The 11,796-nt window shown below is 70.3% G+C and carries 11 protein-coding genes; 8 read left to right on the plus strand and 3 right to left on the minus strand.

The window, feature by feature from the left end:
* Positions 1-2: 2 nt before the first annotated feature.
* On the minus strand, positions 3-3,026 hold the full coding sequence (locus QSK35_RS26755) for an AfsR/SARP family transcriptional regulator (RefSeq protein WP_285750261.1): 3,024 nt from the start codon (positions 3,024-3,026) through the stop codon (positions 3-5).
* Positions 3,027-3,151: 125 nt separating this feature from the next.
* Here QSK35_RS26755 and clpB point away from each other — a divergent pair, with 125 nt between their 5' ends.
* Positions 3,152-5,749, plus strand: coding sequence for an ATP-dependent chaperone ClpB (gene clpB, locus QSK35_RS26760; protein WP_285750262.1), 2,598 nt, complete (start codon positions 3,152-3,154; stop codon positions 5,747-5,749).
* Here the strand turns inward: clpB and QSK35_RS26765 are convergent.
* Positions 5,724-6,881, minus strand: coding sequence for a cytochrome P450 family protein (locus QSK35_RS26765; RefSeq protein ID WP_285750263.1), 1,158 nt, complete (start codon positions 6,879-6,881; stop codon positions 5,724-5,726). The two genes, clpB and QSK35_RS26765, sit on opposite strands and share 26 nt — an antisense overlap.
* Before the next feature lie 102 nt (positions 6,882-6,983).
* On the opposite strand from QSK35_RS26765, the gene QSK35_RS26770 reads away from it, so the two are divergent.
* The 6 genes from QSK35_RS26770 (at position 6,984) to QSK35_RS26795 (ending at position 10,587) form a co-directional block, all read left to right on the plus strand.
* Positions 6,984-7,721, plus strand: a complete 738-nt coding sequence (locus QSK35_RS26770) for a TtfA family protein (RefSeq protein ID WP_285750265.1) — start codon at positions 6,984-6,986, stop codon at positions 7,719-7,721.
* Between the two features lie 169 nt (positions 7,722-7,890).
* Positions 7,891-8,070: a peptidase gene (locus QSK35_RS26775; RefSeq protein WP_285750266.1), complete on the plus strand. Its 180-nt coding sequence runs from the start codon at positions 7,891-7,893 to the stop codon at positions 8,068-8,070.
* Positions 8,071-8,113: 43 nt separating this feature from the next.
* Entirely contained in the window at positions 8,114-8,887 is a 774-nt protein-coding gene (locus QSK35_RS26780; RefSeq protein ID WP_285750267.1) for an SDR family NAD(P)-dependent oxidoreductase, read from the plus strand.
* A gap of 37 nt (positions 8,888-8,924) precedes the next feature.
* Entirely contained in the window at positions 8,925-9,278 is a 354-nt protein-coding gene (locus tag QSK35_RS26785) for a hypothetical protein (protein ID WP_285750268.1), read from the plus strand.
* A complete protein-coding gene (locus QSK35_RS26790; RefSeq protein WP_285750269.1) occupies positions 9,275-10,159 on the plus strand; it encodes a WXG100 family type VII secretion target in 885 nt (294 codons plus the stop codon). Before QSK35_RS26785 ends, QSK35_RS26790 begins: the two co-directional genes overlap by 4 nt.
* On the plus strand, positions 10,156-10,587 hold the full coding sequence (locus QSK35_RS26795; protein WP_285750270.1) for a hypothetical protein: 432 nt from the start codon (positions 10,156-10,158) through the stop codon (positions 10,585-10,587). The genes QSK35_RS26790 and QSK35_RS26795 overlap by 4 nt, the downstream gene beginning before the upstream one ends.
* 1 nt (position 10,588) lies before the next feature.
* Here the strand turns inward: QSK35_RS26795 and QSK35_RS26800 are convergent, their stop codons facing one another.
* Positions 10,589-11,134: a hypothetical protein gene (locus QSK35_RS26800; RefSeq protein ID WP_285750271.1), complete on the minus strand. Its 546-nt coding sequence runs from the start codon at positions 11,132-11,134 to the stop codon at positions 10,589-10,591.
* A gap of 56 nt (positions 11,135-11,190) precedes the next feature.
* Here QSK35_RS26800 and pyrE point away from each other — a divergent pair, with 56 nt between their 5' ends.
* On the plus strand, positions 11,191-11,745 hold the full coding sequence (gene pyrE / locus QSK35_RS26805) for an orotate phosphoribosyltransferase (protein WP_285750365.1): 555 nt from the start codon (positions 11,191-11,193) through the stop codon (positions 11,743-11,745).
* Positions 11,746-11,796 lie beyond the last annotated feature (51 nt).

Consider the following 11,796-nt stretch of genomic DNA (forward strand, 5'->3'; position numbering starts at 1 on the left):
CTTTACTGCGTTGAGCGCAGTGATGGTGGCCTTAACGGCACACCCAGCTCGTGGTGGATCTGGGTGGCGCGGGCTTGGTGTGACGCGGCGGCCTCGGCGGCGCCCGACCGCCGGGCGATCTCCGCCAGCACCATGAGGTCCTCGGCCTCGTGCAGCCGCTGACCGCCGTGCCGGTGGAGGTGGATGGCGCGTTCGACCCAGGTTCGCGCGTCGTCGTGGTCCTCCCCGGCGAGGCACACCCGGCCGCGCGTGCGCAGGGCGCGGCCCGCGTGCTTGCCGCCGAACCGTTCGGCCAGCGCGACCGCCTCGTCCGCGAACCCGGCCGCGGTGGCCGCGTCGCCGAGCGCCAGCTCGACCTCGGCCAGCAGCGCGAGCACCCCGAGCTGCTCGGGGCGGTTGGCGTGGGCGCCCAACGCGAGCGCCGCCTGTTCGGCGAGCGCGCGTGCCTCGTGCGGGTTCCGGCGGGCCTCGGCGAGACCGCCGAGCGCGTCGGCCACGGCGTGCCGGGCGCCGAGCTCCTCGGCCAGCGTGTGCGCCAGCCGGAAGCAGCCCTCCGCGTGGACCGGGTCGCCCGCGCGCACGCTCACGTGGCCGAGCCCGAGCAGGCTGTACAGCTCGTGGTACGGGCGGCGGCCCGTACCGTGCTCGTCGAGCGCGGCGCGGAAGTACTCCTCGGCCTGGCCGAGCGCGCCGCGTTCGAGCTGCGCCCAGCCCATCCGCTCCAGCGCGAACGACCGGTGGTGCGGGTCGCCGGCCGCGAGCCGCAGGCATCGTTGCGCGGTTTCGGCGCCCGCGTCCGCCAGTCCCGATCGCACCTCGGCCATCGCGAGCCCCACCAGGCCGAGGATCTGTGAGTCGGTGCAACCGTTGACCACACCGATCGTGAACGACCGCTGGTGCAGCTCGGCGGCCGTGGCCAGCTCGCCGATCATGTCGTAGGTGTTGGCGAGGTTGTTCAGCACGGTGATCGTGCCCGACCAGTCGTCCAGCGACTCGAACAGCTCGAGCGCGCTGAGGTTGTGCTCGATCGCCTGGTCGTGCGCGCCCTGCGTGAACATCGCCAGCGCGAGGCCGCAATGCATGGCCGCGCGGAGGTGCGGCCACCCGGTGTGCTCGGCCGAGGCCAGGCCGAGCGCGGCCGCCCGCACCCAGTCGGTGGTGTTCTGACGCAGCCAGAAGTGGGTGCGCAACGCGTCGGCCAGGTGCACGCACCGGTCGTCGAAACCGCGTTCGTGCGCCAGTTCCAGGCCGGCCTGGAGGTTGCGTGCCTCGGTCGCGAACCACGCCGAGGCGCTCGCCTCGTCGGGGAACTCCGGCGCCTCCGCGCGGGCCGGCCGGGGCAGCCGCAGGAACGCGGGCATCAGCACGCGGCCCGCGGCGTCGGCGGCCGCGATGTGGTGGTCCAGCCACCGGGTCAGCGCCGCGTCGCGGCCGCTCTGGCGGTCCTCGGTCGCGGACCGCTCGGCGGCGTAGCGGCGGACCAGGTCGTGCATCCGGTACCGGCCCGGCCCGTGCGGCGTGACCAGATGTGCCGCGTGCAGTGCGGCCAACGGTTTCCCGGCGGATCGTCCGAGCAGTGCCGCCGCCGCGTCCTCGCCGAAGTCGGTGCCCGGCGCGACCGCGAGGTACCGCAGCAGCCTGCGCGGGATCGCGGGCAAAGCCTTGTAGGACAACGTGAACGCGACCTCGGTGGTCGTGTCGGCGGGTGGGGTCCGCAGCCTGGCCACGGCGTCCGCGATGCGGTCGTCCGGCGTGACCGCGAGGTTGCCCGCGACCACCCGCAGGGTCAGCGGGAGGTGGCCGCACGCCTCGGCGAGCTGACGGGTGGCCTCGGGTTCCGCCGCGACCCGGTGCGCACCGAGCAGCTGTTCGAGGAGCTCGTGCGACTCGTGGTCGTCCAGCACGTCCAGGCCGATGTGCCGGGCGCCGGGCACCTCCAGCGCGGTGCGGCTGGTGACGACGACCGCGCAGCCCTCCGGCACCGGCAGCAGCGGCTCGACCTGCGCGGCCCTCGTCGCGTTGTCGAGGACCATCAGCACCCGTTTGCCCTGCAGGGCCGACCGGAGCAGCGCTGCCGGGTCGGCGCCGGTCCGCTTCGCGCCGAGCGCGTCGAGAAAGATCGGCACCGCGTCGCCGAGGTTGCTGCCCAGGTAGAGCCGCCCGTCCGGGAAGTTCGCGGTGTGCGCCCAGTGCACGGCCAGCGCGCTCTTGCCGACGCCGGCGACGCCGCTGATCACGGTCAGGCCGGTGGTGATGCTCGTCAGGTGCGTGTCGCGGCCGACGAAGTGCGGCAGGTCCACCGGCAGCTGCTCGGGAGCGCCGTTGCGCGCGGCCTGCACGGTGTCGCGCAGCTGCCGCAGCTCAGCGCTCGGCTCACCTCCTCGTTCGAGCCACAGGCGCATGCGGAACCGCCGGTACACCTCGAGCGCCGCGGCGTGCTCGCCCCGCTCGTGCTCGGCGCGCATGAGCAGCTCGACCGGGCGTTCCCGCAGCGGGAAGGCCTCGACGAAGGACACGAGGTCGGGCCGCGGGTCCTCGTTCGGGTAACGCACCCGTACCAGCTCGATCCACTCCTGCCACGCGTCGGCCCGTTTGGCATCGAGATCGCCGGCGATCTCGGCCATCACGCCGCCGAGCGCCGGTCCGCGCCACAACGCCAGCGCCTCGCGGAACGTCCGCGCCGCGTGCCGGTCCTGTCCCCGCGCGCGCAGCAGCCGGGCCTCGTTGACCAGCTCGTCGAACGCGTGCGCGTCGAGGTCGCCGACCAGCTCGAAACCCGCTTCGCTCGTGGTCACCCCGACGCCCTGCCGGCGCAGCTTCAGGGCGCACTTGACCAGCTGGTTGCGCGCGGTGGCGGGCGGCATGCCGTCCCACACCAGCGCGGCGACGCGGTCCCACGGCACGAGCGAGCCGGCATGCACCGCGAGGGCGGCGGTGAACCGCTGCTGGCGAGGTCCGCCCAGGTCGAGCCGCGTTCCGCCCGACCATGCCTCCAACGGTCCGAGCACCCGGAACTCGATCGACACGCGGTGATTGTATGGATGCGAAACGTGATTCCGTGGCCGTTTAGAAGTTGAGCGGAACACACTCAACTTTTCTGACGTTGTGCGGGATGATGGTCCGTGCGGAAGGCTGACCACGAGGTGGAGGAATGGACGCTTTCAACCCGACGACGAAGACCCAGCAGGCCGTGTCGGCCGCGGTGCAGGCCGCGACGATCGCGGGACACCCCGATGTGAGCTCGGTGCACCTGCTCGGTGCCCTGCTGGCCCAGACCGACGGGCTGACCGCGCCACTGCTGTCCGCGGTGGGCGCGGATCCCACCCTGGTCCGCAAGGAGCTGGAGCAGCTCTCGCGCGGCCTGCCGACCGCGACCGGCTCGACCGTGTCGGCGCCGCAGCTGTCCCGCGACGGCGTGCGGGTGCTGAGCAAGGCGCAGGAGCTCGCGACCGAGATGGGCGACGAGTACGTCTCGACCGAGCACCTGCTCGTCGGGCTCGCCCAGTACGGCGGGCAGGTCGCGGACCTGCTGCGCCGAAACGGCGCGACCCCGGACGCGTTGCGCGACGCGTTCCAGAAGGTCCGCGGCTCGGCGCGCGTCACGTCGCCCGACCCCGAGGGCACGTACAAGGCGCTGGAGAAGTACGGCGTCGATCTCACCGCGCGGGCGCGCAAGGGCGAGCTCGACCCGGTGATCGGCCGCGACGCGGAGATCCGCCGCGTCGTGCAGGTGCTGTCCCGGCGCACCAAGAACAACCCGGTGCTGATCGGTGAGCCCGGCGTCGGCAAGACCGCCATCGTCGAGGGGCTCGCGCAGCGCATCGTCGCCGGTGACGTGCCGGAGTCGTTGCGCGGCAAGCGGGTCGTCGCGCTGGACCTCGGTTCGATGGTCGCCGGCGCGAAGTACCGGGGTGAGTTCGAGGAACGGCTGAAGGCCGTGCTGAAGGAGATCACCGACTCGGCGGGCCAGGTGATCACGTTCATCGACGAGCTGCACACGATCGTCGGCGCGGGCGCCACGGGCGAGAGCGCGATGGACGCCGGCAACATGATCAAGCCGATGCTCGCGCGCGGTGAGCTGCGCATGGTCGGCGCGACCACGCTGGACGAGTACCGCGAGCACGTCGAGAAGGACCCCGCGCTGGAGCGCCGGTTCCAGCAGGTGCTGGTCGGCGAGCCGAGCGTCGAGGACACCGTCGGCATCCTGCGCGGCCTCAAGGAGCGCTACGAGGTGCACCACGGTGTGCGCATCACCGATGCCGCACTGGTCGCCGCCGCCACGCTGTCCGACCGCTACATCACCGCGCGCTTCCTGCCGGACAAGGCGATCGACCTGGTCGACGAGGCCGCGTCCCGGCTCCGCATGGAGATCGACTCCCGGCCGGTCGAGATCGACACCGTGGAACGCGCGGTGCGCCGGCTGGAGATCGAGGAGATGGCGCTGGAGAAGGAGTCCGACCCGGCGTCCATCGAGCGGCTGGCCGCGTTGCGGGCCGAGCTCGCCGAGAAGCGCGAGGAGCTCGCGGCGCTGACCGCGCGCTGGCAGAACGAGAAGGGCTCGATCGACAAGGTGCGCGGGCTGAAGGAACAGCTCGAGCAGCTGCGCGGTGAGTCGGAACGCGCCGAACGCGACGGTGACCTGGGCCGGGCCGCCGAGCTGCGGTACGGCCGGATTCCGGCGCTGGAGAAGGAACTGGAGACGGCCGCGGAGTCCACTCAGGAAGCCGCGATGCTCAAGGAGGAGGTCGGCCCGGACGACGTCGCGGACGTCGTGGCGGCGTGGACCGGAATCCCGGCGGGCCGGTTGCTCGAGGGTGAGACGGCGAAGCTGCTGCGCATGGAGGACGAGATCGGCAAGCGCGTCGTCGGCCAGGCCGAGGCCGTGCGCGTCGTGTCGGACGCCGTGCGCCGCACCCGCGCCGGGGTCGCGGATCCGGACCGGCCGACCGGCTCCTTCCTGTTCCTCGGCCCGACCGGTGTCGGCAAGACCGAGCTGGCGAAGGCGTTGGCGGAGTTCCTGTTCGACGACGAGCGGGCGATGATCCGCATCGACATGAGCGAGTACTCCGAGAAGCACTCGGTGGCCCGCCTGGTCGGTGCGCCGCCCGGTTACGTCGGTTATGACCAGGGCGGTCAGCTGACCGAGTCGGTGCGCCGCCGGCCGTACTCGGTGGTGCTGCTCGACGAGGTCGAGAAGGCGCACCCGGACGTGTTCGACGTGCTGCTGCAGGTGCTGGACGACGGTCGCCTGACCGACGGCCAGGGCCGCACGGTGGACTTCCGCAACACGATCCTCGTGCTCACCTCGAACCTCGGCTCGCAGGCGATCGCGAACCCGTCACTGGACGAACTGCAGCGCAAGGACGCCGTGATGTCCGTGGTGCAACGGCACTTCAAGCCGGAGTTCCTGAACCGGCTGGACGACGTCGTGGTCTTCCACGCGCTGGCGACCGAGGAACTGACGTCCATTGTGGACATCCAGGTCGGCAGGCTGGCACAGCGCCTGGCCGCGCGGCGGCTGACGCTGGACGTCACGCCGGCCGCGCGGGACTGGCTGGCGCTCAACGGGTTCGACCCGGTCTACGGGGCGCGGCCGTTGCGCAGGCTGGTGCAGTCCTCGATCGGCGACCAGCTCGCGAAGGAGCTGCTCGCCGGCGAGGTTCGCGACGGTGACACGGTCCGGGTCGACGTGCTCGACGACAACTCGGGCCTGATCGTCGGGGCTACCAGGTCACCGGCAACGATGTGAGGCGGCGGCCCGGCGAGGTCGGGTCGTAGTCGAGCTCGTCGGTGGTGATGCGGAGCTGTGGGAAGCGCCGGAACAACGTGGACAGCGCGACCCGCAGCTCCAGCTTCGTCAGGTGTGCGCCGAGACAGAAGTGGGGCCCGTGACCCAGCGCCGTGTGGGGCGCGGGCCCTTCGCGCAGAATGTCCAGCCGGTTCGGGTCCGGGTACGCCGCCGGATCCCGGTTGGCGGCCGCGATGATCGGCATCACCGCCGCGCCCTTGGGGATCGGCACGCCGTCCAGCACGACGTCCTCTGTCGCGACCCGCGGCAGGATCCCGCTGGTGAGCCGGTTGAACCGGAACAGCTCCTCGATCGCGCGGCCCCACAGTGACGGGTCGTCCATGAGGAGCCGCAGCTGGTCGGGATGGTCCAGCAGGGACACGGTGAAGTTACCCAGCTGGTTGATGGTCGTCTCGTGGCCCGCGGTCAGCAGCACCTGCAGGTTCGCGACCAGCTCGTCCGGTGTGATGTCGTCGTTGTTGGCGCGGACGAGCTCCGAGATCAGTCGCTCGTCCGGCTGACGGCGTTTGGTCTCGACGAGCTCGGCGAGGTACGCCTGGATCTCGCGTTCCGCGGTCCGGATCTGTTCGAGCGGCAACGAGTGCGCGACGAGCGTGTGCGACCACTCCTCCATCCGCCGCCGATCTTCGTACGGCGCCCCGAGCAGCTCGCAGATGACCATGATCGGCAGCGGCTTGGCGAAGTTCGCGACGAGGTCCGTGGGTGGTTCGAGTGGATCGAGCAGTCCGTCCACCATGGTCTGAATCCGCGGTTCGAGCTGTTCCACCATGCGTGGACTGAACGTCGCGGCGAGCAGCTTGCGCACCCGGTTGTGCCGGGGCGGGTCGAGGCTCGTCAGCACGAGCGGGTTCGACGCGGACGGGATGTAGACCGGCCCGCCCGGCTTGCACGCCTCCTCCCGGCTGAACCTGTTGTCGGTGAGCACCTGCTTCACGGCGTGGTAGCCGAGCGCGAGATGAACCTCCGTCGGACCCATCGTCGCCTTGACGACGGGACCCTGTTCCAGCAGGCGAAGGGCCTCTGGATCTTCGGGAGTGGTGGGTGGCGAGCTGAACGGGAACGTGGGTTGCAAGGCGGCCTCCTTCCCTCCGTCACGTTCATCGCCCGGGAAAGGTTCGCGTGTACACGGCAAAGTGATCTTCGTTCTTGGACCAATACCCACTACCCTTCCGGTGTGGGCATTCCGGCGTGGGTCTGGTTCACCGTCGCCGCCGTCGCAGGCGTCGCGGGTTTCGCGCTGCTCGCGACCGATCGCGCGCAGCGCACCGCGCGCAATCGCGAGCGGCGTCGCTGGGCCGCGTTGCGCGGGTGGCAGTTCGAGGAAACGGACCATGTCCTGCCCACACGCTGGGAAGCCGGCGCCATCGCCTACTACGGCACGGGCCTGGCCAGGGATGTCGTGGCGGGTTCCACCTTCACCGCCGACGGCCGCCGCGGCGTGTACGTGCTGGACCACGAGACCGGCGGCAAGGTCAACTCCGTGCTGGTCGGCGTCCGCTGTCGCCGCGCCCTGCCCGTGATCATCGAGTTGTGGCTGTCCACCGTGCCGTTCCAGCGCGACAAGATGCCCGACCTGCTCGGTCCGGTGGGCTCCCGCTACGCCTTCGTCACCGACGTACCGGCGGCGCGCAAGCTGATCACCCCGGACCTGATCGACGCCGCCGAGGAGATCGGCTCGGACGTCACCGTGGTCTGGCTGGAGGGCGACTGGGTGCTCGCCTCGGCGCCGCCGAACTCCTCACCTGCGCGGATCGAGCGGCTGCTGCGTGACCTCGGGGAGCTCGCCGACGTCGTGGATCCGTTCGACGCCGAGGCCGAACAGGCCGTCGATGTGGACGTCGAGGTGGACGTCGACCCGTCGGACGAGGGTGGCGAGATCTACCGTCCCTCGTTCGGACGTAAGCAGAGTTGAACCATTCGAGTGTGATCTGAATCACCTTTGTTTGGGCGTAAAAGATCGGTGCCCAAATCAGATATGCCGTGCGGATGCCCCTTGCTTGGGCCGTCAGCTTGATGGGTGACGCCCAGGCGTAGTACTCGCACGCCGTCGTGAGTCCTACACGAAACCTGGAGGAACCACGATGTATGGAGCAAAGGTCATCACGGTCCCGGCAGCGGCGGGCACCGGCAGCGCCGTCGTGCTGGCGAACACCGGCGCGAGCGTCGGCTGGATGGTTGTCGGAGGCGCTGCCCTGCTGGTGTCGGGTCTGATGCTGCGCATCGCGGTGCTGCGCCGCCCCGCGAAGCAGCGGCAGGGATGACGACGGGCTTCGAACCCGGCGGTCGGTCCACTAGCGTCAGCGCATGCCTACTGCGCTGGTAACCGGAGCGACCGTCGGGATCGGAGCGGCCTTCGCGCGGCGGCTCGCCGCCGAGGGGTACGACCTCGTGCTCGTGGCCCGCACCGCCACGAGTCTCGAAGAGCTTGCCGCGCAACTGAAGCAGCAGCACGGCGTCGCCGTCGAGGTACTGCCCGCGGACCTGTCCGACCAGGCCAGCCGGGCCAAAGTGGAGGAACACCTCCAGAGCAACCCGGTCGACCTGCTCGTCAACAACGCGGGGTTCGCGAACTCGGGCGAGTTCCTGAGCGTCGACGCCGATCGCCTGCAGGCTCAGCTGGACGTCAACGTGGCCACCGTGCTCAGGCTGACCAGGGCCGCGATTCCCGGCATGGTCGAACGCGGCCACGGCGCCGTGATCAACGTGTCCAGTGTTGCGAGCTTCCTGCCGGGACGCGGCACGAGCTACAGCGCCGACAAGGCGTGGGTCACGAGCTTCTCCGAAGGCATGTCCCTGGCCGTCGGCAAGTCCGGCGTGCGCGTCATGGCGTTGTGCCCCGGTTTCGTGAAGACCGAGTTCCACAAGCGCGCGAACATCGACATGTCGAGTACTCCCAATTGGCTCTACGTGGACGCCGACCGGCTCGTGCACGAGGCGCTCGCCGACCTGCGCAAGGGCAAGGTGCTGTCGATTCCGGGCCTGCAGTACAAGGCGGTCGTGACGCTGACGAAGGTGCTGCCGCGCGCGCTCGTGCGGAAGATGGCGTCGCGGTTCGCCGGCGGGCGCGGGCGCACCTGATCGGAACCGATCGGACAAAACGATCGTCGGAAGCGGCATGGGCGAACAGTTCAAAGTCGTGCCGGAGGAGCTGCGCGGGTACGGCGAGCTGCTGGACCGCAATGCGCAGCACTTCCTCACCATCAAAGAACACGCGGTGAGCAAGGGCGGCGACACCTCCGGGTTCACCGGCCTGCTGACGTTGCTGCACCCCGTCGTCACCGGCGTCGCCAACCTCTTCGGTGAGACCCTCGACTTCGGCAACAAGATGATGCTGAAGGAGGCCGACGCGCTGCGGAAGGCCGCCGAGCACTACGAGGCGATCGACGGGGTCGTCGAACGCTGGCTCGGCACGTGCGGCACCGCCCTGGAGTCCGCGGGCGAGGCGCCTAAGTTCGGGGGTGCGCGATGACCTACGCCGACGTCGAGGACCCCGCGGTCGCCCTCCGCGCGCCCGCCGAGGACCGCCCCGGCCGTCAGACCACCAAGGAGCTGATCGAGGCCGCCGGCTGGAAGATCCAGGGCGTCAACTGGATCTACGAGAAGGTCACCGGCGAGAACCTGGTCGAGTCGCTGATCAACCCGCTGGTCGGCGACTTCGAGAAGATCGACGCGAACGCCAACGCCTGGGATCAGACCGCCAAGGCGCTGGACTCCGTGCGGCACAACGTGGGCAAGGGCGTCGAGCAGCTGTCGCCGCACTGGGACGGCGACGCCGCGCAGGCGTTCGAAGCGCGCCTCAGCACGCTGTGGGTCGTCGCGATCGAGGCCGACTCGCAGGTCGCCCGGATCATCGGTAACAAGTTCCAGTCGATGGCCACCACGTGCCGCAAGGCCACCAAGATCGCGCTGTTCCTGCTGGACAAGCTCGTCACCAAGCTCGTCGAGGCCGCGATGACCGCATGGATCCCGGTCGTCGGCTGGGGCCGCGCGGTGTGGATGGTCTACGACGCCATTCAGATCGTGGACGCCATCCGCAAGATCATCCAGGCCATCCAGACGCTCATCGAGGGCATCCAGGGCATGGTCGACGGCATCGTCGCCATGGGCACCGCGCTGATGAAGCTGAAGGACGTCAAGGACGTCAACGACGTGCTGGACGTCGTCGACGGCGTGCAGGACGGCAAGCAGAAGTTCGACAACGGCAAGGCCGCCGCCAAGTCCGGCGCCTTCGGTGTCGCGATGGGCGGCTACAGCCTCGGCAAGGCGGGCAGCGCCGCCGGTGGCCGGTACAACTCGTCGCCTGCTCCCGCACCCGCTCCTGCTCCCGCTCCGAGTGGAGGACAGCAGTGACGTTCCCCTACGACCAGGCGCGGCTGCAGGCGTTGTTCGACGACGTCGACTCGCGGATCAGCGGCCTGGACCAGGTGGCGCAGCAGGCGAGCCAGGTGCGGACCAGGTCCAAGGGACTGTCCGAACAGGACATCGCCGAGATCGAGCGGTTCGCCCGCACGCCCGGCGCGCCCAAGGAGCTCAAGGACATCCAGCGGCGCGTCGAGTCCGGCGAGATGTCCTGGCAGGACATCTCCGCCGGCCGTGTGGTGAACGACGAGGGCGTGCAGAAGGCGCTGGCCACCGGCCTGCCGGACCTCCAGCGCGCCTATTCGGCGATCCAGGAGGGGCAGGACGTCGAGGACGTCATCGAGTCCGGTCGGCCGCGGGCGGTCCGCCGCGACGACGACGATGACGAACCGACGACCTTCACCAAGGACGCCTGGTAGGTCAGCCCGCGGGCCAGTCGCCTCCACCACCGACGTGACTGGTGCCCTTGCCGTGCACCACGTCGAACGCGACGCCCGCGGCGATAGCCAGTGAACGCAACGGCTCGGCGACGCCGGGACGGATCCGCACGACGTCCCGGCGCACCCTCCGGCCGTTGCGCTTGGTCAGCTGCCTGGTGTTGACGTGCGCGACGTCGCCCAACTGGCAGATCTGCCTGCCGCTCGGGTCGAGCAACGCGAACCGGCGCACCGACCCGAGCGCCTGCCCGTTCGGCGCGGTCACGTCGACCCTGCGACCGATCCCCTTGCGGATGTTCAGCAACGGCTGGCCGTTCGGCGCGGTGACCCGGAGGTCGAACGGCGTCCAGCCGGAGAATCCGGTGAGCCGCAACGGCGTGAGCAGCCCCGGCCCGCGACCCTCCCGGACGATCGCGATCGGCAGGTCCCGGCCGTCGTAGACATCCGCGCGGTACTTCGGGCGCCAGAGCAGGCTGAAAGCCGTCCACGGCTGCTCGACGAGCAGGGTGTCGGTTGGGAGAAGGCTCACGACGGGTCAGCGTATGCGGCGGGCGTGTGCGAAGCTTGCGTTCCGTGCGTACTGAAGTGGTTCTTGACTCCGGCGCGAAGGCCGAACTGGCCCGCCTGGTGAGTGAGTTGGCCGTCGTGCACGGCAAGGTGACCCTGTCGTCCGGCAAAGAGGCCGACTACTACATCGACCTGCGTCGCGCGACGCTGCACCACGCGGCCGCGCCCCTGATCGGCAAGCTGTTGCGGCAGCTCACGACCGACTGGGACTACGTCGCCGTCGGTGGTCTCACCCTCGGCGCGGACCCCGTGGCGTACGCGATGATGCACGACGCCGCCGTGGCGGGTGACGTGCTCGACGTGTTCGTCGTCCGCAAGGCCGCCAAGGCACACGGCATGCAGCGCCAGATCGAGGGCATCGACGTCGCGGGGCAGCGCGTGCTCGCCGTCGAGGACACTTCCACCACCGGTGGTTCGGTGCTCACCGCCGTCGAGGCCCTGCGGGCCCATGGCGCCACCGTCGTCGGCGTCGCCACCGTCGTCGACCGCGACACCGGCGCCCGCGAGGCGATCGAGGCGGAGGGCCTGCAGTACCGGTACCTGCTGGACCTCGCCGACCTCGGCCTGGCCTGAGATTTATCGAGAGCGACTCGAGGCCATCCGCTCTACCCTGGAACAGGGGTG

The organism is Lentzea sp. NBRC 105346, assembly GCF_030269605.1.
Lineage (GTDB): Bacteria > Actinomycetota > Actinomycetes > Mycobacteriales > Pseudonocardiaceae > Lentzea.

Excerpts from the sequence above, each read along its gene's own strand:
- clpB (WP_285750262.1), top strand. The coding sequence starts at position 3,152 with ATGGACGCTTTCAACCCGACGACGAAGACCCAGCAGGCCGTGTCGGCC.
- QSK35_RS26775 (WP_285750266.1), top strand. The coding sequence starts at position 7,891 with ATGTATGGAGCAAAGGTCATCACGGTCCCGGCAGCGGCGGGCACCGGC.
- QSK35_RS26780 (WP_285750267.1), top strand. The coding sequence starts at position 8,114 with ATGCCTACTGCGCTGGTAACCGGAGCGACCGTCGGGATCGGAGCGGCC.
- QSK35_RS26785 (WP_285750268.1), top strand. The coding sequence starts at position 8,925 with ATGGGCGAACAGTTCAAAGTCGTGCCGGAGGAGCTGCGCGGGTACGGC.
- QSK35_RS26790 (WP_285750269.1), top strand. The coding sequence starts at position 9,275 with ATGACCTACGCCGACGTCGAGGACCCCGCGGTCGCCCTCCGCGCGCCC.